The organism is Rhizobium sp. BR 315 (genome assembly GCF_050577975.1).
GTDB lineage: Bacteria > Pseudomonadota > Alphaproteobacteria > Rhizobiales > Rhizobiaceae > Rhizobium > Rhizobium miluonense.
This window is the reverse complement of record NZ_JARWKZ010000022.1, coordinates 75,086-93,131: the sequence shown is the minus strand read 5'-3', so window position 1 is coordinate 93,131 and position 18,046 is coordinate 75,086. Positions and strand designations below refer to the sequence as shown.

Annotated in this window: 20 protein-coding genes and 1 riboswitch; of the genes, 8 read left to right on the top strand and 12 right to left on the bottom strand. The window is 60.2% G+C overall.

The annotated features are described in order from the left end of the window. Nucleotides 1-45: 45 nt before the first annotated feature. Both QD409_RS20665 and QD409_RS20660 read left to right on the top strand, forming a co-directional pair. A complete protein-coding gene (locus tag QD409_RS20665; RefSeq protein ID WP_430763557.1) occupies nucleotides 46-276 on the top strand; it encodes a transposase in 231 nt (76 codons plus the stop codon). Continuing rightward, entirely contained in the window at nucleotides 277-453 is a 177-nt protein-coding gene (locus tag QD409_RS20660) for a hypothetical protein (protein ID WP_430763556.1), read from the top strand. Nucleotides 454-943: 490 nt separating this feature from the next. Here the strand turns inward: QD409_RS20660 and QD409_RS20655 are convergent, their stop codons facing one another. The 7 genes from QD409_RS20655 to QD409_RS20625 form a co-directional block, all read right to left on the bottom strand. Further along, nucleotides 944-1,144, bottom strand: coding sequence for a hypothetical protein (locus QD409_RS20655; protein WP_430763555.1), 201 nt, complete (start codon nucleotides 1,142-1,144; stop codon nucleotides 944-946). Nucleotides 1,145-1,241: 97 nt separating this feature from the next. Continuing rightward, nucleotides 1,242-1,970: an SIS domain-containing protein gene (locus QD409_RS20650; RefSeq protein WP_430763554.1), complete on the bottom strand. Its 729-nt coding sequence runs from the start codon at nucleotides 1,968-1,970 to the stop codon at nucleotides 1,242-1,244. Between the two features lie 23 nt (nucleotides 1,971-1,993). Next, on the bottom strand, nucleotides 1,994-3,151 hold the full coding sequence (gene nagA / locus QD409_RS20645; protein WP_430763553.1) for an N-acetylglucosamine-6-phosphate deacetylase: 1,158 nt from the start codon (nucleotides 3,149-3,151) through the stop codon (nucleotides 1,994-1,996). After that, nucleotides 3,151-4,182 carry an SIS domain-containing protein gene (locus tag QD409_RS20640; RefSeq protein WP_430763552.1) on the bottom strand — a complete coding sequence of 344 codons (1,032 nt, stop codon included), beginning with the start codon at nucleotides 4,180-4,182 and terminating at the stop codon, nucleotides 3,151-3,153. Before QD409_RS20640 ends, nagA begins: the two co-directional genes overlap by 1 nt. Continuing rightward, nucleotides 4,179-4,952 (bottom strand): GntR family transcriptional regulator, encoded by a 774-nt coding sequence (locus QD409_RS20635; RefSeq protein ID WP_430763551.1) that lies wholly within the window; start codon nucleotides 4,950-4,952, stop codon nucleotides 4,179-4,181. Before QD409_RS20635 ends, QD409_RS20640 begins: the two co-directional genes overlap by 4 nt. Nucleotides 4,953-5,074: 122 nt before the next feature. Further along, entirely contained in the window at nucleotides 5,075-6,100 is a 1,026-nt protein-coding gene (locus QD409_RS20630; protein WP_430763550.1) for an aldose epimerase family protein, read from the bottom strand. Nucleotides 6,101-6,359: 259 nt separating this feature from the next. Continuing rightward, the gene (locus tag QD409_RS20625) at nucleotides 6,360-6,947 is read right to left on the bottom strand and encodes a TetR/AcrR family transcriptional regulator (protein WP_430763549.1); all 588 of its coding nucleotides are present in this window, start codon (nucleotides 6,945-6,947) and stop codon (nucleotides 6,360-6,362) included. A 139-nt stretch (nucleotides 6,948-7,086) separates the two neighbouring features. Here QD409_RS20625 and QD409_RS20620 point away from each other — a divergent pair, with 139 nt between their 5' ends. After that, nucleotides 7,087-7,644 carry a DUF308 domain-containing protein gene (locus QD409_RS20620; protein ID WP_430763548.1) on the top strand — a complete coding sequence of 186 codons (558 nt, stop codon included), beginning with the start codon at nucleotides 7,087-7,089 and terminating at the stop codon, nucleotides 7,642-7,644. A gap of 53 nt (nucleotides 7,645-7,697) precedes the next feature. On the opposite strand, the gene QD409_RS20615 is transcribed toward QD409_RS20620, so the two are convergent. The 4 genes from QD409_RS20615 to QD409_RS20600 all read right to left on the bottom strand — a co-directional run bounded on the left by QD409_RS20615 (nucleotide 7,698) and on the right by QD409_RS20600 (nucleotide 11,284). Beyond that, the gene (locus QD409_RS20615) at nucleotides 7,698-8,885 is read right to left on the bottom strand and encodes a vWA domain-containing protein (RefSeq protein ID WP_430763547.1); all 1,188 of its coding nucleotides are present in this window, start codon (nucleotides 8,883-8,885) and stop codon (nucleotides 7,698-7,700) included. Nucleotides 8,886-8,888: 3 nt separating this feature from the next. Beyond that, nucleotides 8,889-9,815 (bottom strand): homoserine O-acetyltransferase MetA, encoded by a 927-nt coding sequence (gene metA / locus QD409_RS20610; protein WP_430763546.1) that lies wholly within the window; start codon nucleotides 9,813-9,815, stop codon nucleotides 8,889-8,891. 49 nt (nucleotides 9,816-9,864) lie between these two features. Continuing rightward, nucleotides 9,865-9,942: riboswitch (SAM riboswitch) on the bottom strand. Nucleotides 9,943-10,019: 77 nt separating this feature from the next. Continuing rightward, the gene (locus tag QD409_RS20605; RefSeq protein WP_430763545.1) at nucleotides 10,020-10,346 is read right to left on the bottom strand and encodes an NUDIX domain-containing protein; all 327 of its coding nucleotides are present in this window, start codon (nucleotides 10,344-10,346) and stop codon (nucleotides 10,020-10,022) included. Nucleotides 10,347-10,441: 95 nt separating this feature from the next. Next, the gene (locus QD409_RS20600; protein WP_430763544.1) at nucleotides 10,442-11,284 is read right to left on the bottom strand and encodes an AAA family ATPase; all 843 of its coding nucleotides are present in this window, start codon (nucleotides 11,282-11,284) and stop codon (nucleotides 10,442-10,444) included. Nucleotides 11,285-11,451: 167 nt separating this feature from the next. Here QD409_RS20600 and QD409_RS20595 point away from each other — a divergent pair, with 167 nt between their 5' ends. Continuing rightward, the gene (locus tag QD409_RS20595; protein ID WP_430763543.1) at nucleotides 11,452-13,302 is read left to right on the top strand and encodes an ABC transporter ATP-binding protein/permease; all 1,851 of its coding nucleotides are present in this window, start codon (nucleotides 11,452-11,454) and stop codon (nucleotides 13,300-13,302) included. A 106-nt stretch (nucleotides 13,303-13,408) separates the two neighbouring features. On the opposite strand, the gene efp is transcribed toward QD409_RS20595, so the two are convergent. Continuing rightward, nucleotides 13,409-13,978 (bottom strand): elongation factor P, encoded by a 570-nt coding sequence (efp, locus tag QD409_RS20590; protein ID WP_430763542.1) that lies wholly within the window; start codon nucleotides 13,976-13,978, stop codon nucleotides 13,409-13,411. A gap of 151 nt (nucleotides 13,979-14,129) precedes the next feature. Here efp and epmA point away from each other — a divergent pair, with 151 nt between their 5' ends. From epmA to QD409_RS20570, 4 genes are all read left to right on the top strand, one after another. Beyond that, nucleotides 14,130-15,194 (top strand): EF-P lysine aminoacylase EpmA, encoded by a 1,065-nt coding sequence (gene epmA / locus QD409_RS20585; RefSeq protein ID WP_430763541.1) that lies wholly within the window; start codon nucleotides 14,130-14,132, stop codon nucleotides 15,192-15,194. Then, nucleotides 15,191-16,243, top strand: a complete 1,053-nt coding sequence (locus QD409_RS20580) for a lysine-2,3-aminomutase-like protein (protein ID WP_430763540.1) — start codon at nucleotides 15,191-15,193, stop codon at nucleotides 16,241-16,243. The genes epmA and QD409_RS20580 overlap by 4 nt, the downstream gene beginning before the upstream one ends. Before the next feature lie 356 nt (nucleotides 16,244-16,599). Next, nucleotides 16,600-16,851, top strand: coding sequence for an acyl carrier protein (locus tag QD409_RS20575; protein WP_092848096.1), 252 nt, complete (start codon nucleotides 16,600-16,602; stop codon nucleotides 16,849-16,851). Beyond that, a complete protein-coding gene (locus QD409_RS20570; protein WP_430763539.1) occupies nucleotides 16,851-18,044 on the top strand; it encodes an acyl-CoA dehydrogenase family protein in 1,194 nt (397 codons plus the stop codon). Before QD409_RS20575 ends, QD409_RS20570 begins: the two co-directional genes overlap by 1 nt. The last annotated feature ends 2 nt before the right edge of the window (nucleotides 18,045-18,046 follow it).

Genomic DNA, 18,046 nt, shown 5'->3' with positions numbered 1-18,046 from the left:
GCGCTGTTGCGCAAGAGAAACTGCTCGGCAGTTTTCCGGAATTAGGTGGCAAATGCCACAAGGTTGGTGTTTGAAATAGCCATCAACCTGCGGGCACATATAACCATATCTCTCGACCTCGTCGGGTTGGCGATCCTTTGGCGCGTGAACCACAGCCTGGCGTACCAGACCGAGGATGGCACCGACACGAACAGGATCGAGAGCTTCTTCGCCAGCGCCGAGCGCGCGCATGTCGGCATTCATCACCGCTTCTCGGTCAAGTACCTGGACTGGTAGATGGCGATGGTCGCCTGGAAGGAGGACACTCGCTACATGGGGTTGCGTTGGCAACTCGCCGATGTGCTGCACACCGTCACCCATCGCACGACGTCGGAGAACCTCTGCGGCTACTGGCAGGGTGCGGCAGAGCGCATCGAGAACCAGGTGTGGGCCGAGAAGTCCAACGCGTACTGACAGTTCCACCAGGGCGCTATTGACGGTTCCACCAGCACTCTATTGATACTTTCACCAGATTTCTATTGAAACTTTTACCGATACGCTATTACAACTTTCGCCATATCGGTTTACTGAGAAAAAGAAATGTCATGGACGAGAGCCTTCTCCCGCGTCATCTGCAGCCCCAACTTAGAGTCGCACTTACATCAGCGCGTGGTAAACATTATTCGACCGCGTGTAATGGCCCCATAAATTTCCGGACACGATCTCCCACAATTTAGACGACCATCGGAAGCACCTGACGAGCGAACCAGCCCTGTCTGCTCCATACGTTCGAGCAGGCCAGAAAATCGACCGGCAAGGTTCGGACTAATCCCGTCGATCTCGGACCCGAAGCCTTCTCGTTCAGCAAACTGTTTCGACCGATCACCTGCAAGGATCGGCTCTTCCGCGTCTCGGAGGATTTCAAGCACACTGCGGCGGACATCACGGCCTCTGAGAAGGTCGGTCACACGGCGACCAGGTGTAGATCGATCCTTCCTCTTGGGCGGCTGAGGAGCCGCAGATGCCGCGCTGGATCAAAGACCTTGATCACGGTTACGAACGCCGCCTTCTGCGATTCCAAGGCGAGCGCTTCGACCTCTATCTCCTCAAGCCTGGCATCCAGCTCGGCCAGCTTGCCCTTCAATTCCTCGACGATCGACACCATACAATCCAACTCCATCGGAAGAGCTAGAGGTAACAATTTCAGTGTCTGGAATCTTGTGGCATTTGCTACCTAATTCCGCAGTTTTCCTGTCATTACCCTAAAGATGCGGATTACGCGGACGGTACTTCTTGACCAGCCGCTGATTGGTTTCCTTGGCGCCGGGCATGTTGGCGCTGAGGTAGACGGGCGGATCGCCATCCTTGCAAAGTTCGGCGGCGACATCGGCAAAGATGGCGTTCAGCACAGTGGTGCCGACGGCGGTCGAAGCAGGGCCGACCTTCAGGCCGGTGCCCGGCAGGTCGATCATGGCGTCGCCGGGCGGTAGGCCGTTGTCCAGCACGATATCGGCGACATCGGCAAGCTTCCTGCGGCCGTTGGCAATGGCGGCCGAATAGGCAAGCGAGGTGATGGCGATGACCGTGGCACCGATCTCGCGGCCGTAATCCGCTGCCTCGAGCGGCGCTGCATTGACGCCGGAATTGGAGGCGATGATCAGTACATCGCCCGGCTGCATGCCGTAGCGCTCGAAGATCGGGCGAATGAGGCCTTCGGTGCGCTCGTAGACCGAGCTGATGACGGCACCTTCATGCAGCATGGCCGAGCCGACCAGCACCGGGACGGTGAAGGCGAGACCGCCAGCGCGATAATGCACCTCTTCCGCCAGCATATGCGAATGGCCGGTGCCGAAAACGTAGACGCGACGATCGGCGCGTGCGGCCGCGCAAATAGCGGCGGAAGCCCTCGACATGGGCTCGGCAAGCGCTTCGCGCAGGGTTTCCAACCGGCCGATAAGGCCGGAGAAATAGCTGTCCGTGACTGCGGTCATGCCGAGCTTCCTTTTCGAGTGTCTCAGGCCGAAGGCTGGCCCGAGATCCATGTTTCGGTAACTTCGATACCGTCGTTGATGTGAACGAGGTCGGCGCGGGTTCCCGGCGTCAGGTGGCCGCGATCGGCAAGCTGCAGGAAGCGGGCGGGATAGGAGGTCGCCATGCGCAAGGCTTCCGCCAGCGGCAACTCGAGCACGTTGACGCCGTAGCGGATGGTCGAGGCCATATCGACGTCGGAGCCGGCCAGCGTGCCATCGTCCAGCGTCAGCTTCGAGCAGTAGCCACCCTTGGTGCGGTAGACCGTGCGGCCGTTCAGCGTGAAGCTCGGAAGATCGGTGCCGACGAGCGACATGGCATCGGTGACGAAAAACAGCCGGCCTTCGCCGCGCTTGGCGCGCAGCGCGACCCTGAGTGCCGTCGGCTCGACGTGATGGCCATCGGCAATGATGCCGCACCAGGGGGCGGGATGGTCGATCGCCGCGCCGACGAGGCCGGGCGCGCGATGGCCCATCTGGCTCATGGCGTTGAAAAGGTGGGTGACGCCACGGGCGCCGGCATCGAAGCGCGCATTGGCGGCCTCTGTCGTGCAATCGCTGTGGCCGATGCTGACGATGACGCCGCCTTCGGCGAGCGCCTGTACCTGCCGCTCCGTCACCTGCTCGGCGGCCATGGTGACCAGCAGTGTGCCGATCGCCTCGCGGGCGCGGATAAAGGTCCTCACGTCGCTATCCTCGACCGGACGCATCAGCTCGGCCAGGTGCGCGCCCTTGCGGGCCGGCGCCAGATGCGGGCCTTCCAGATGCAGGCCGGCGACGCCGCGATTGGCTTTCACGGCTTCGACGGCAGCTTCGATGGATGCAGTCGTGGCAGCCGCGACATCGGTGATGAGGGTCGGCAGGAGCGAGGTCGTGCCGTAGGGGCGGTGCCCCTCGGCGATCATATACATGGATTCCGGCGACGGTTCGTCGTTCAGCATGCGGCCGCCGCCGCCGTTCACCTGCGCGTCGATGAAGCCCGGCGACAGGACGCCGCCCTTCAGCTGGATGGTTTCGGCGTTGTCGGGCACGTCGTTGACGCTGGTGATGGCATGGATGCGGCCGTTGCCGATCACGAGTGCGCTGTCCTCGTGAAAACGGTCGCCATCGAAGATGCGGGCGCCTGTAAAGACCTTGTAATCCATCACATGGTCTCCGTTACCTTGAGGAGATTAGCCGGCTTATCGGGGTCGAAACCCTTGCGGCGCGTCACTGCCTCGATCAGGCGATAGTAGCAGAGCAGCGAAACCAGCGGGTCGAGCAGGCCGTTGCCGGTGCTGGGCATGTGAAGGTTGATGCCGGCAAGCGGGGCGGTCGAGAAGGAGACGGCGGTGGCGCCGAGCTTCTGCAGGCGCTCCAGTGCCTGTGCATTGTTGGGGAAGGCGGCATCGTCGGGCGAGAAGGCGACGATCGGGAAGCCCGGCTGTACGAGGCGCATTGGGCCATGCATGAGCTCCGCCAGCGAGAAGGCTTCCGCGTGCAGGCCTGCGGTTTCCTTGGCCTTCAATGCTGCTTCGAGCGCGATGGCGAAGGCCGGACCGCGTCCGCCCGTATAGAGCGAGGAGGCGTTGAAGAGCACGTCTTCGGCGGCCTTGCCGTCGATGCCCGAGGTTGCGGCCAGTGCGTCCGGCAGTCTTGCGAGGCCGTTAGTCAGCGCCTTGTCCTGCGAGATCGCAGCGGTGACGCCGGCAAGCGCGACGGCGGCGGCGATGAAGGACTTGGTGGCGGCAACGCTCTGTTCTTTGCCGGCATTGAGGCCGAGCACGATGTCCGCTTCCTTGGCGAGCGGGCTGTCTGTGACGTTGACGACGGCGATCGTCGTGGCACCGCCCTTCTTGGCGGCGGCCTGCAGCGCAATAATATCCGGGCTGCCGCCGGACTGCGATACCGTGAAGTGGATACCACCCTCCAAATGCAGCGGCGCGCCGTAGACGGAGGCGATCGACGGGCCGACGGAGGCGACTGGGATGCCGCGGGAGATTTCGAACAGATATTTGAAGAAGGTGGCGGCGTGGTCGGAGGAACCGCGCGCTGCCGTGGTGATCAGGGACGGATTGGTCGAGGAGAAAAGCTTCGCGATTTCGGCAAAGGCGGGCTTTTCCTTTTCAAGCAGCGTTGCAACTACCTCCGGCGACTGGCCGGCTTCCGTCAGCATCAGGGATTGGGTCTTGCTCATAGGTCATCTCCAATTCTCAATTCGGTAACAAAATCATAAGCATCGCCGCGATAGTGCGAGCGCGTATATTCAACGACGCGTTGGTCCGCGAGGCGGGAGACGCGCTCGATCAAGAGTGCCGGTGCACCGGCCTTGACGGTCAGGATCGATGCGGAAGTGGGGTCCAGCGTCACGGCCGTCAGCCTCTGTTGCGCGCGCACAGGCTTGAAGCCCCGGGCGGCCAGCGCATCGTAGAGCGACCCTTCGGATATGGCCTCTTCGCCCAGGAATTTCATGGGAACGACGGCGCGCTCGATGGCAAGCGGCTGACCGTCGGCCAAGCGCAGCCGGTCGAGCCGCAGCACGGGTTCGTCGAGCCCGAGGCCGAGGAGGAAGGTTTCCTCCGGTGCCGGTGGGCTGATGGTGCGCTGGAGGATGCGGGCCGCCGGCTCGCGGCCGCGAGAGCGCATGTCGGCGGAGAAGGAGGAGAGGCGCCAGAGCGGCTGTTCGATGCGCTCGACATGCTGCGAGACGAAGGTGCCGCTGCCGTGGCGGGATTCGATCACCCCCGAAGCAAGCAGGTCGCGATAGGCGGTTCTGACCGTCACTCGACCGATCTGCAGGGCGCCGGCAAGATCGCGCTCGCCCGGCAGCGCCGTCCCCGACTTCAGCAGCCCTTCCTGGATAAGGCCCGTCAATGCCTGCGCCAGGCGCTTATAGAGAGGCCCGCTCCCGGTCCCCTCGCCGAGACCGCGATTGTTCAATTCAGTGATCAAACTGGTTCTATCCATGGCGACTATTTAGAACCTATTTAGAACCAATTCACAAGGTTAATCTGTCCTTCGGCCCAAAAAGAATCGGCCGGGCGCTTTGGACGCCCGGCCGATCATTGTGAGAACAGGGCATGCCCGGTTCAGTTCTTGGTAAAGATGTAATCCGTTTCCTGCCGCAATACCTCGCCCGGGCGGAGCACGGCATTGGGGAAGCCCTCATGATTGATGGCATCCGGCCAGACCTGGGTTTCCAGGCAGAAGCCTGCGAACGGTCCGATCTTTTGGCCGTCGTGACCGGGAACCGGAACGTTGAGCTTGAAGGCGGTGTAGAATTGAACGCCTGGCTCGGTCGTGCGGACTTCCAGCGACACGCCGGAATTGACGCTGCGGGCAAGCACAACGGAGCGTTTGGCCATGCGTTCGCTGGAGAAGCAGAAATTGTGATCGTAAAGCGCCTGTTCCGATCCTTCGAAGCGCTTCATCGGCGACATCTCGCGGAAATCGAACACGGTGCCTTCGACCGAGCGGATTTCCCCCGTCGGTACCTGTTTGTCGTCGGTCGGGGTGTAGTGATCGGCGGCGATCATGATGTCGTGGCCAAGCGTGTCGTCGCGGCCGTCGAGGTTGAAGTAGGCGTGCTGGCAGACATTGGCGAGAGTAGGCTGGTCGGTGGTCGATTCGTAGGTGACAGACAGCTCGCCGTTGCCATGCACCCGGTAGGTCGCCTGTATCGTGCAGTTGCCGGGATAGCCGGCGCGGCCATCGGGATCGACGATCTTCAGGACGACGCGGTCGGTATCGTGCTCGACGATGGTCCAGTTGCGCTTGGCGATATTGTCCTTGCCGCCGTGCAGATGCGTGACGCCCTTCTCGTTGAGCTCGAGCTGGTACTGCTTGCCGTCCAGCGTGAAGCGGCCGGCGCCGATGCGGTTGGCGCAGCGGCCGGGCGTGGCGCCGAAATAGGAGGAATGGGCGGGGTAGTCGGGGAAATTGTCGAAGCCGAGCAGCAAGGCCGGCTGGTGACCCTCAAGGCGAAGGTCCTGGATGACCGCGCCCCATGAGATAACATGCGCGGTCAATCCGCCGCCGACGATCTTGACGCGATAGACGGTATCCCCATCGGCCGTCGTCCCAAAAACTTCCCGCTGCAAAGTATTTTCCGTCATATCAGCTCATCCATGGCTATCGAAAAGGCAAGGCCAGACCCTGCCCCCATTCGCATCGTTCCGCAACCGGTCCGAAGGCGAAATCTAGGGGCGGTCGATGGTGGATCAAGCCTCGATTTGGCTTTCTCTCATCGCTCCGGAATGCCAACCTGCGCCGCAAATGTGCAGCGGGTACGACAGGCGGGTGTATTGGTGCCTGTTTTGGCTCGTGTGGTCGGCCCCAACGGTCCTCTGTTGAATACTTCCGCGTGGCGGTTCTCTAGCTATGCGGCGTCAGCAGCTTGGCGATCTGGGGGGAGACGATCGTGGTGAACAGTCCGGGATTGCTGAACGCTCTCGCAGAAAGCATTGCCCCATGAACGGACGCCATCAGCATTTGGGCCTCCTCTTCCGGCTGCTTGGCCAATCGGAACAGGTTCTGCTCGGCTCCAGCTTCCAGCACCGAGGTAAGCCATTGTGCGAGACTATTGAAATGGGCGCGTACGCGGGATGCGACGTCTTCCGGCAGCATCTGCATCTCGCAAGCGAGCATCGCACAGACGCAGAAGGGCAACGAGGCGTCGCGAATGCACGCCTGCCAGAAATTCACATAGGACTGTAATTGTTCGGCAGGGCTTGGGAACTGTTCACGAAGAGAATTCAGCCCCGTTTCCGCCTGCTGCCGGTAGCGATCCACCAGCGCCGAAACCAGCTCGGCCTTCGTCGCAAAATGATGGTGGATACTGGCCTTTCTGATGCCGATCGCCGCCGAGATATCAGCATAGCTGAACCCGTTGTAGCCTCCGGCGACGATGAGAGACTGCGCAGAGTCGAGAACTTTCTCGGAAGTGGAAGTCGTTGATTTCATGTCGCTGCCTACCTTCTGGTAGGTCGTTTGTCAAGGTCACGGCACTTCCAATCCCTCACAAAGAGGTGTTCAATCGTCGGGTTGACTTTGCCAATTTTATCTTCCTACTAGTAGGTAGATTTCAACTTGGAGCCTACCGATGTCAAGCAACTCTTTGAGTCAGTCCAGCTGGCTGCGATCCTATTATTTCGTACGTGCGCTTTTCTCCGTCGCCTGGATTGCCGCTGCCATTCTTCTACGGGGGCAGCCTGGTGCCATCGCATTTTTGCTTGTGATCTACCCGGCGTGGGACGCCCTCGCCAACCTGGTTGACGCACGAGTAAACGGCGGTCTGAAAGCCAACTCTTCCCAAGCGTTGAATGTAGTCGTCAGCACGATCACCGCGCTTGCCGTGATCGCGGCGGTCAGCAGCAGCACCTATGCTGTTTTGGCGGTGTTCGGGATTTGGGCGATCTTTTCTGGTCTGCTGCAGCTATACACGGCAGTAAGGCGTTGGCGCCATTATGGCGCACAATGGGTGATGATCCTAAGTGGCGCCCAGTCGGCCCTTGCCGGTGGATTCATGATCAGCCGATCGCTTGGCACGGCAGCGCCGACGATCCTGGACATCACCCCCTATGTGGCGTTCGGCGCATTCTACTTTCTGCTTTCGGCAATCTGGCTCTTCGTTGCAGCTTATCGCAAGGCAGGCGCATAGACATTCCCAGGTGCGGCGGCGGCAACGCCAAAGTCATCGAGCAAAGGCAATGCTCAGCGCGACAATTCCCGCGTCGCTTTTTCCAGGCCGCCGAGGGTCAAAGGATACATGCGGTCGCTCATCAGGCGGCGGATGATGGAGATCGAGGTCGTATAACCCCAATAGTTTTCCGGCACGGGATTGAGCCAGATGCATTTGCGGAAATGGCCGGTCATGCGGGCGAGCCAGGCCTCGCCCGATTCCTTGTTCCAGTGCTCCACCGAGCCGCCCGGATGGTTGATTTCGTAGGGGCTCATCGATGCATCGCCGACGAAGACGACGCGATAATCGGAACCGAAGGTGTGGATGAGATCGGTTGTTGCAGTGATATCGACGCGCCGGCGGCGATTGTCCTTCCACACGCCTTCGTAGAGGCAGTTGTGGAAGTAGAAATATTCCATGTGGCGAAACTCTGATCGGGCGGCGGAAAACAGCTCTTCGACCACGCGGATGTGGTCGTCCATCGAGCCGCCAACATCGAAGAACATCAGCAGCTTGACGGCGTTGCGGCGCTCCGGCCGAGTCTGGACGTCGAGGTAGCCATGCTCGGCGGTGGAGCGGATGGTGCCGGAAAGATCTAGTTCTTCGGCGGCACCCTCGCGCACCCAGCGGCGCAGGCGCTTCAGCGCCACCTTGATGTTGCGGGTGCCGAGCTCGACGCTATCGTCGAGATTCTGGAAGTCGCGGCGATCCCAGACCTTGACCGCGCGCCGATGGCGGGATGTTTCCTGGCCGATGCGCACGCCTTCCGGGTTATAGCCGTAGGCGCCGAAGGGTGAGGTGCCTGCCGTGCCGATCCATTTCGAGCCGCCCTGATGCCGGCCCTTCTGTTCGGCCAGCCGCTCGCGCAGGGTCTCTATCAGCTTGTCGAAGCCGCCGAGCGCCTCGATTTCCTTTCTCTCCTCGTCGGTTAGATGCCGTTCGGCGAGCTTGCGCAGCCATTCTTCGGGAATTTCGGTCGCTTCGACCACATCAGCATTGCCGCCGATCGCCTCGACGCCCCGGAAATAGTCGGCAAAGATCTGGTCGAAGCGATCGATGAAGCGCTCGTCCTTGATCAGCGTCGTGCGCGCCAGATAGTAGAAGGCCTCGACGTCATAGTCGGCAATTCCTTCTTCCATTCCCTCAAGCAGCGACAGGAACTCCCGGAGCGTTACCGGAACCTTCGCTTCCTTCAGCTTCAGGAAGAAGGGAATGAACAAGCCTCAAGTCCTTTCCTGGCCGATCTCCTCCACATCATACGGCGTGGTTTGGTAGATCTCGTTGATCCAGTTGCCGAAGAACAGGTGTGCGTGGCTGCGCCACCGGTTCTGCGGGGGGATTTCCGGGTCGTTGTGCGGGAAGTAGTTGTGCGGCATCTTGATCGGCACGCCCGCATTCACATCCCTGAAATACTCGTCCGCCAGCGAAGTGGAATCATACTCCACGTGATTGAACATGTAGAGCCGGTTGCAGGCCTGTTCGTGTACGAGGCAGACGCCCATCTCGCTCGAATCCATCAGGATCTGCAGGCTAGGCACCTTCTCGATGTCGGCGCGCTTCACCTCCGTCCAGCGCGAGACCGGCACGGCGAAATCGTCGGAAAAGCCGTTGAGATAGACGGAGGAGGGCTTCAGGTTCTGGTGGCGGTACACCCCGAACGCCTTTTCCTTCAGCGTATATTTCGGCACCTTGTGGAAGTGATAGATCGCCGCCATTGCGCCCCAGCAGACGTTGAGCGTCGAATGGACGTTGGTGGCCGTCCACTCGAAGATCTGCTGCATTTCGTCCCAGTAGGTCACATCTTCGTATTCGAGCAGCTCGATCGGCGCGCCGGTGATGATGAAACCGTCGAACTTGCGGTGCTTCACTTCATCCCAGGTCCGGTAGAAGGAGAGCAGATGCTCCTCGGAGGTGTTCTTGGCCTTGTGCGCGCCGATGCGTACCAGCGAAAACTCGACCTGCAGCGGCGATGCGCCGACCAGGCGCGCCATCTGGACCTCGGTCTTGATCTTGTTCGGCATGAGGTTGAGGAGCCCGATCTGAAGGGGGCGGATATCCTGACGGAACGCCACCGTTTCGGTCATCACCCGCACACCCTCGTTCTGGAGGGTTTCAAACGCGGGCAGGGTATCGGGAATTTTGATGGGCATTGTTTCCACTCGACCAAATACAAAAAAACCGGCCGCGATAAGAATCGCTACCGGTCCGCACGCGGCCCTTTAGCGACTTATTTAACGTGGCTGCAAGCCGGCCGGCCAAATCACCACGAGGAGAAATGCATAAACCTGCCAATGCGGCGGGTCAATGGGCAAGCTTCGCGAAGCTAGCGGCCGTGTTCTGATGTCAGTTGCCGCTTACAGATGTTCAAGAAGCGCATGCATTCCATAGCCGAGGCGTTGATGCGCTTCTGCTACGGAGATCCAGAAGAACCGGAAGCAGATCGGTTCGCCCCCGCCAAACGGTGTCATCTCGAAATGGCGCCAAGTGTCGGGCACCGTTTCCGGCAGATTGCAGCAGAAGTAGTGCCGCCGATGATGATAGGCGCGTCCCTCCCGCACAAAGTGGTAGTCCTGCACGCCCAGCTTATGCAGAATGCCGGAACTGAGGCCCGTTTCCTCCTCGAATTCGCGCGCGGCTGCGAGCGCCAGATCTTCGCCATCCTCGACCGTACCACCTGGCACCTATGGCTCGATCATCGGAAAATCCGGCTCGTCGAAAACAAGCAGATCGTCGTCCCGTACGGCATAAATCAATACTTTGATGGCATCCGGTTGCATTACCTGCCTTGTCCACGCGCCATGAAGGCCAGCCGCTCGAAAAGGTGGACGTCCTGCTCATTCTTCAGCAATGCGCCATGCAGCTTCGGTAGCGCATTCTTCGCATCGGCGCGCAGCGTGCCGGGATCGACATCGTCGGCGACCAGAAGGCGGATCCAATCAAGGGCTTCGGAGGTCGAGGGCTTCTTCTTCAGGCCCGGCACATCGCGGATTTCGAAGAATTGCGTTAGCGCCGCATGCACGAGCGCCTGCTTGATGCCGGGATAGTGAACCTCGACGATGCGCGCCAGCGTCTCCATGTCGGGGAAGCGGATATAGTGGAAGAAGCAGCGGCGCAGAAAGGCGTCCGGCAGTTCCTTCTCATTGTTTGACGTGATGATGACGATCGGGCGGAGGGCGGCCTGGATAGTTTCGCCCGTCTCGTAGACATAGAACTCCATGCGATCGAGTTCCTGCAGCAGATCGTTTGGAAACTCGATGTCGGCCTTGTCGATCTCGTCGATCAGCAGCACGCACTTCTTCTGCGAGGTAAAGGCCTGCCAAAGCTTGCCCCGTCTGATATAGTTGCGGACATCGTGAACTCTGATGTCGCCGAGCTGGCTGTCGCGCAGACGCGAAACGGCATCATATTCGTAGAGTCCCTGCTGGGCCTTCGTCGTCGATTTGACGTTCCATTCGATGAGTTCGAGCTCGAGTGCTGTCGCGACCTGGCGGGCGAGTTCGGTCTTGCCCGTGCCGGGTTCGCCTTTGACGAGGAGCGGGCGCTCCAGCCGGATGGCGGCATTGACGGCAACCATTAGATCCTTGTCGGCAATGTAGTCCGCAGTTCCCTGAAATTGCATTGGTGGGCTTTCTCAATCTTTCAGCTGCAAGCTAATTGCTGACCTAATTCGGTTCAAGACGCGAAAACGTGTATATAGGAACGTGATCGCACACCGGTCTGCCACGAGGATGGACATGAGGGTGGGTCATGATTAATTGAGGGGATGTGCGTCGCAGGGAAGTGCTGATGGCAGTTGAAGCGCAAGCCAAGCCGAATATGCAAGGCAACGAGCAGGTCGGGTACGATTTCAGCCTTTTCTTTCGGCTGCGGATGATGTTCTCGGCGTTCTGGAATTCGCCGGTCCGCATCAAGATCATTTCGCTTACCGTTGCGCTCTTCGCAATTATCATGGTCACCGCCTACGTTCAGGTGCTGCTGAACAGCTGGAACGCTCCCTTCTACGATTCGTTGGCGCGGCGCGATATCTCCGCCTTCTTCCACCAGCTCGGCGTCTTCGGCATGATCGCCGGCTCGCTTCTGGTTCTCAACGTCATCCAGGCCTGGCTGAACCAGATGACGGCGCTCTACATGCGCGAGGGACTGGCGAGAGATCTGGTGAACCAGTGGCTGCAGGCCAAGCGCGCGCTTCGCCTTGCTTCCTCCGGTCTGATCGGCGTCAATCCCGACCAGCGTCTGCACGAGGATGCCCGCAATCTCGCAGAGAGCACGACCGGCCTCGCTATCGGTCTGGTACAGGCGACAATCCTGCTTTTGAGCTTCATCGGCGTGCTCTGGGAGCTGTCGAGCGGCATGGTCTTCCATTTCAAGGGCGCGAGCTTCTCCATCCCGGGCTATATGGTTTGGGCGGCGATCCTCTATGCCGGCTCGGCATCCTTCCTTAGTCAATTCGTCGGCCGTCGCCTGGTGCGGCTGAATGCCGACCGCTATTCCAAGGAAGCCGAGCTGCGCTTCGCGCTCATGCATGCCAACGAGCATATGCCGGCGATCACCATTGCCGGGGGCGAGGAGAACGAGCGCCGGCGGATCAATCTCGATATTTCCGCCGTGCTTGCCGTCATCCGCCAGCTCGCGATCGCCAATACCAACCTCACCTGGGTTTCCGCAGGCTATGGTTGGCTGGTGCTGATCATCCCGATCCTGGTGGCGGCACCCGCCTATTTCTCCGGCGGGCTCACCTTCGGCCAGCTCATGGTGGCGGTCGGCGCATTCAACCAAGTGAATTCGGCCCTGCGTTGGTATGTTGCCAATTTCGGACCCATCGCAGAATGGCGTGCGACGTTGATGCGCGTCACCGACTTTCGGCAGGCCCTGACGGAGATGGACGACAAGACTCCGATGCCGCATACCCTCCTCTTCGACAAGGCGGCCCCCGGTACCATGGTGTGGACCGACCTGGAGGTATCGACGAAGACAAGTGACGAGGCCACCGAGAACGGCTTCCGGATTGCCGAGGGCACGGTCACGATCAATGCCGGCGAGCACATCATGATCAACGGCGACCATGGCGTGAACCGGAGATTGCTGTTCGAGGTGTTGGCGCATCAATGGTATAGCGGTGCCGGAACGGTCAGCCTGCCGCCGATGGAAGACATGTTGTTCGTGCCGCACACGCCCTATGTGCCGACCGGTACACTCAGGGAGGCAATCTGTTTCCCGGACGATACGGATGCCTATGACGATGCCGCCGTCGATGCCGTCATGGACAAAGTAGGCCTCGGCCGCTTGAAGAGCCGCCTCGACACGCAAGCCCGCTGGGATCGCTTGCTGGATACCGAGGAACAGAAGGCCGTCGGCTTTGCGCATCTGCTGCTGGCGAAGCCGAAATGGATCATCCTTGATGATGCCTTTGAAGGGCTTGAAGCTGAAGTTCAAGCGCAGGCCTGCGCCATGCTGGCCGACCTCGCCGATGTGACCATGATCTATATCGGCCGTTCCGATGCTTATATGCACGCGCTGTCGCCGCGCCTCCTGCATATGCAGGCTCTTGCCCAGCAGGAGCACAGTATCGCCATAGACACACCTTCCGAAGCCGCCGATGCGGGCCAGAAGAACGAGAAGAAAGCCAATACGCGATAGCGCGATCTTCTAGGCGTTGGCGACGCTGGTGTGGCTTCAATTCGCTCGAAACGAAAAACGCCCCGTCCAAGGACGAGGCGTTTTCATGCAAGCAAGAGGTTGAGGCTCAGTCCTTGGCGCGCTCGACGTAGGAATTGTCTTCCGTGGCGATGACGACGCGGGTGCCGGCGTTGATGTGCGGCGGTACCATGGTGCGTACGCCGTTCGACAGCATCGCAGGCTTGTAGGAGGAGGAGGCCGTCTGGCCCTTGACGACCGGTTCGGTCTCGGTGATCTCCAGCGTGACGTGGCGCGGCAGTTCGAGCGCCAGCGGAATGCCTTCGTGGATCGACAGGATGCAGGTCATGCCTTCCTGCAGGTAGGCCTTCTGGTCGCCCATAGTGTCAACATCGACGACGACCTGGTCGTAGTTGGCGGGGTTCATGAAGTGGAAGCCTTCGCCATCTTCATAGAGGTACTGGAAGTTCACGTCTTCGACGAAGGCGCGCTCGACCTGCTCGGTGGTGCGCCAGCGCTCGGAGACCTTCACGCCGTCGACGATGCGGCGCATGTCGACCTGGGTGACCGGCGTACCCTTGCCCGGATGAAAGTTCGCGGCGGTGAGAACGACGTAGAGCTTGCCGTCGACGTCGAGAACGTTGCCCTTGCGGACCGAAGAGGCGATGACCTTGACCATAAGACTTCCTTGTAACGCTGCGTTTTGCGTCGTAGAGGGACTGTCGAAATGCTCTCCGAGACGCAGCAATTGTTTGCTTGGGGGCGCAACTACCCTAAATCAATGGAAATTGCCACCCCCAACGCGGCTTGCGCCCCGAAGAAAGCTAGGAATGAAGCCAACGACGAGCAAAGCGTCCCCCTGGTGGACCCGCAATGTGCACGCGGATCGGCGGCCGTTCCTCATTGGGCGCAACGCGATCCAGGCGGCGATGCGCATGTTCTTTGCGAGCAACGATTTCATCGAGGTCGATACGGCGACGCTGCAGGTATCGCCCGGCAACGAGGCGCATCTGCATGCTTTCGAGACCGAAGCGCTGACGACGGACGGCAGAGTATTGCCTCTCTATCTTCATACGTCGCCCGAATTTGCCTGCAAGAAACTGCTTGCGGCCGGCGAAGAGCGCATCGCCTGCTTTGCCCATGTCTACCGCAACCGCGAGCGCGGGCCGCTGCATCATCCGGAATTCACCATGCTGGAATGGTACCGGGCCGACGAGAGCTATGAGATTCTGATGGCCGATTGTGCCGCGCTGCTGGGACTTGCGGCCGAGACGGTGGGGGCGAAGAAATTCAGCTATCGCGGCGCCGAGGTCGATCCGTTCCTGCTGCCCGAGCGCATCAGCGTGGCAGCCGCCTTCGAGCGGTATGCCGGCATCGACCTCTTCGCATCCATCGGTCTCGATGGATCGACGGATCGCGAGCGCCTGGCAGCGGACATGCGTCGGGCGGGCATTCGCGTTGCAGACGACGATCTTTGGCCCGATCTTTTCAGCCGAGTACTGGTCGAGAAGGTCGAACCTAATCTTGGCTTCGGCCGCGCCACGATCCTCGACGAATATCCCGTCTCCGAGGCGGCACTGGCCCGGCCATCGGCTGGAGATCATCGCGTTGCCGAGCGTTTCGAGCTCTATGCCTGCGGCGTCGAGCTTGCCAATGCCTTTGGCGAACTCACCAATGCCAAGGAGCAGCGCCGCCGGTTCGAGATCGAAATGGCGGAAAAGCAGCGCGTCTATGGCGAGACCTATCCGCTGGATGAGGATTTTTTGGCGGCGCTTGCCGTCATGCCGGCGGCGAGCGGCATCGCGCTCGGCTTTGACCGGCTCGTTATGCTGGCAACCGGTGCCTCACGGATCGAACAGGTGCTGTGGGCGCCGGTCGCGGAGTACGACGCATGAATTCGATGCGTCCGATCCGCAACATCGGTGAACTGGAGCGCGCCGGACTGATCGATGCCGATCAGGCGATCGAGCTGGAGGCTGTGGCCGAGCGCTATGCGGTGGCTCTGACACCGGCCGTCATGCGCTTGATCGACCCAGCCGATCCGGCCGATCCCATCGCCCGGCAGTTCGTGCCCGATGCGGCCGAGTTGTTTGTCACCCCCGAGGAGCGCGCCGATCCGATCGGCGATCACGCACATAGTCCGGTCGAAGGCATCGTCCATCGCTATCCCGATCGCGTACTGCTGAAGGCCGTGCATGTCTGCCCGGTCTATTGCCGCTTTTGTTTCCGCCGCGAGATGGTCGGGCCGCAGGGGCTAGGAACGCTGGATGGCGATGCGCTGGACGGCGCCTTTGCCTATATCCGCGATCACGACGAGATCTGGGAGGTCATCCTAACTGGCGGCGATCCGCTGGTTCTCTCACCGCGGCGGCTGGAAGAAATCCTGGGACAGCTCACCAGTATCGACCATGTGAAGATCGTTCGATTCCATACGCGCGTTCCTGTCGTCGATCCGGCAAAGATCGACGCGGCATTGATCGCGGCGCTGAAGGCCAGCGGCAAGACCGTTTATGTGGCTCTGCATGCCAACCATCCTCGGGAGCTGACGGATGAGGCGCGGGCTGCCTGCGCGCGGCTCGTCAATGCCGGGATCGTGCTGGTCAGCCAGTCGGTGCTCCTGAAGGGCGTCAACGACGATCCCGACGTGCTGGCGGCTTTGATGAAGGCTTTCGTCGAAACGCGGGTGAAGCCCTACTATCTGCATCATCCCGATCTTGCCCCCGGCACCAGCCATTTTCGCATGACGATCGCGGAAGGGCAGGCGATCGTTGCAGCCCTGCGCGGGCGCATCTCTGGCCTTTGCCAGCCCACTTATATACTCGATATTCCAGGCGGCTATGGCAAGGCGGATATCGGCGCAAGTTCGGTTCGCCAGCTGAGCGAAGGCTGCTATTCGGTTTCGGATTATCGCGGCGGCGATCATATCTATCCGCCCGAGGCCTAGATTCGGCCCTTTTACCTTACGCTTGCACTGACGCTAAGATTGTTATGAGATTTTTCGAATAAAACGTAGTGGCGAGTTGGCGCGTTAACCTTATTGCGGGCAGCGTCCTCTCCAAGAGCTACCGGAACAAAATATTAGGAATTATGAATATTTGTGCGTAAACGGCAAGTTGCATGCTTTACGCGTGGTAAACTCCAATCGGATAAATATCAAATATAGACTTTTCCTACGAAGTGTAAGTCAGTTGCATTTACCACGTCGATTAGCGGAATGTTCTATTTTGCCTGTTACTTCTTGGCGAACAATAAGACTGCGTAACTGCGGTTATGCTTGCAATTGCCAGAAGGGACTAGACTATGAACAAGACGATTCGCGATTTGCTGGCCAAATTCGGTGCACTTCCCGTTGCTATCGATCAGATTGAAGACGATGCCGATCTCTACGCGACGGGATTGTCCTCGTTCGCCTCCGTACAATTGATGCTTGGCATCGAAGAGGCATTCGACATCGAGTTTCCCGACAATCTGTTGAACCGCAAGTCCTTCGCCAGCATCGCCGCGATCGAAAGAACCGTCGGCTTGATCCTGGACGGCAGAAAGGTCGCCTGATGACTGCGGCGGTCGCTCTAATTGAGGTTGGGACGGGCGAGGGAGCGGCAGTGCGCGCCGCACGCGTCGCAGCGATCGCCAGCCAACACGCCGATGCCGTCGATGCCGAGGGCCGGTTCCCGCTGGAAGCTGTCGACGCGATGCGCGCCGAGAAGCTGCTTTCCATCCAGATCCCCACCGCACTTGGCGGTGAGGGTGCTTCGATCACCGAGATCGCCGAGCTGTGCTCGATCCTTGGTCAGGTATGTGCGGCGAGCGCGATGGTTTTTGCCATGCATCACATCAAGCTTTCGAGCCTGGTCGAGCACGGCGCCGATAGTGAATGGCACCGCGACTTCATGCGCCGTATCTCAAGCGAGCAGCTGCTACTGGCCTCGGCGACGACTGAAGGCGGGATCGGCGGCAATCTGCGCAACAGCATTTGCGCCATCAAGGTCGAGGGCGATACCTGTTATCTCGAAAAGGACGCGACCGTCATCTCCTATGGCGCCCATGCCGACGCCATTCTGATCACCTCGCGCAGCCATGCCGATGCTGCTTCGTCCGACCAGGTGCTGACCTGCTTCCTCAAGGACCAATACGACATCAAGCGCACGGTCGAGTGGAATACGCTCGGCATGCGCGGAACCTGCTCCGATGGCTTCCTGTTCAAGGGCGAAGCGCCGGCTAAGCAGATCCTGCCGAAGCCGTTTGCCGAGATTGCCGCGCAATCGATGCTGGCGAGCTCGCATCTGCTTTGGAGTGGCGTCTGGTACGGCATAGCCGCCGATGCGGTTTCCCGCGCGCAGGCGTTCGTGCGGGCCGCCGCCCGCAAGTCTCCCGGTGCGCCGCCGCCCGGCGCGCTGCGTCTCGCCGAAGCCTCCAGCATGCTGCAGATGGTGAAGTCCAATGTGGTTGCCGGGCTGAAGGCCTATGAAGAGGCGAAGCTCGATGCCGATCGGCTGTCGTCGATGGGTTTTGCCGTGGCGATGAACAACGTCAAGATCGCATCCTCGGAGATGATCCTGCCGATCATCAACCACGCGATGCTGATCTGCGGCATCATGGGCTACAAGAACGGTACGCCCTACAGCCTCGGCCGCCACCTGCGCGACGCGCACTCGGCGCAATTGATGATCTCGAACGACCGCATCCTCGGCAATACGTCGACCATGCTGCTCGTCCACAAACAAGATACCAGCCTGTTGGGGTAACC

Bases quoted from the DNA above. Each gene is read 5' to 3' on its own strand.
- epmA (WP_430763541.1), top strand. From the start codon at position 14,130: ATGAAGCCAACGACGAGCAAAGCGTCCCCCTGGTGGACCCGCAATGTG.
- QD409_RS20635 (WP_430763551.1), bottom strand. From the start codon at position 4,952: ATGGATAGAACCAGTTTGATCACTGAATTGAACAATCGCGGTCTCGGC.
- efp (WP_430763542.1), bottom strand. From the start codon at position 13,978: ATGGTCAAGGTCATCGCCTCTTCGGTCCGCAAGGGCAACGTTCTCGAC.
- QD409_RS20660 (WP_430763556.1), top strand. From the start codon at position 277: ATGGCGATGGTCGCCTGGAAGGAGGACACTCGCTACATGGGGTTGCGT.
- nagA (WP_430763553.1), bottom strand. From the start codon at position 3,151: ATGGATTACAAGGTCTTTACAGGCGCCCGCATCTTCGATGGCGACCGT.
- QD409_RS20575 (WP_092848096.1), top strand. From the start codon at position 16,600: ATGAACAAGACGATTCGCGATTTGCTGGCCAAATTCGGTGCACTTCCC.
- QD409_RS20640 (WP_430763552.1), bottom strand. From the start codon at position 4,182: ATGAGCAAGACCCAATCCCTGATGCTGACGGAAGCCGGCCAGTCGCCG.
- QD409_RS20580 (WP_430763540.1), top strand. From the start codon at position 15,191: ATGAATTCGATGCGTCCGATCCGCAACATCGGTGAACTGGAGCGCGCC.
- QD409_RS20655 (WP_430763555.1), bottom strand. From the start codon at position 1,144: ATGGTGTCGATCGTCGAGGAATTGAAGGGCAAGCTGGCCGAGCTGGAT.
- QD409_RS20595 (WP_430763543.1), top strand. From the start codon at position 11,452: ATGGCAGTTGAAGCGCAAGCCAAGCCGAATATGCAAGGCAACGAGCAG.
- QD409_RS20620 (WP_430763548.1), top strand. From the start codon at position 7,087: ATGTCAAGCAACTCTTTGAGTCAGTCCAGCTGGCTGCGATCCTATTAT.
- metA (WP_430763546.1), bottom strand. From the start codon at position 9,815: ATGCCCATCAAAATTCCCGATACCCTGCCCGCGTTTGAAACCCTCCAG.
- QD409_RS20630 (WP_430763550.1), bottom strand. From the start codon at position 6,100: ATGACGGAAAATACTTTGCAGCGGGAAGTTTTTGGGACGACGGCCGAT.
- QD409_RS20570 (WP_430763539.1), top strand. From the start codon at position 16,851: ATGACTGCGGCGGTCGCTCTAATTGAGGTTGGGACGGGCGAGGGAGCG.
- QD409_RS20600 (WP_430763544.1), bottom strand. From the start codon at position 11,284: ATGCAATTTCAGGGAACTGCGGACTACATTGCCGACAAGGATCTAATG.
- QD409_RS20650 (WP_430763554.1), bottom strand. From the start codon at position 1,970: ATGACCGCAGTCACGGACAGCTATTTCTCCGGCCTTATCGGCCGGTTG.
- QD409_RS20625 (WP_430763549.1), bottom strand. From the start codon at position 6,947: ATGAAATCAACGACTTCCACTTCCGAGAAAGTTCTCGACTCTGCGCAG.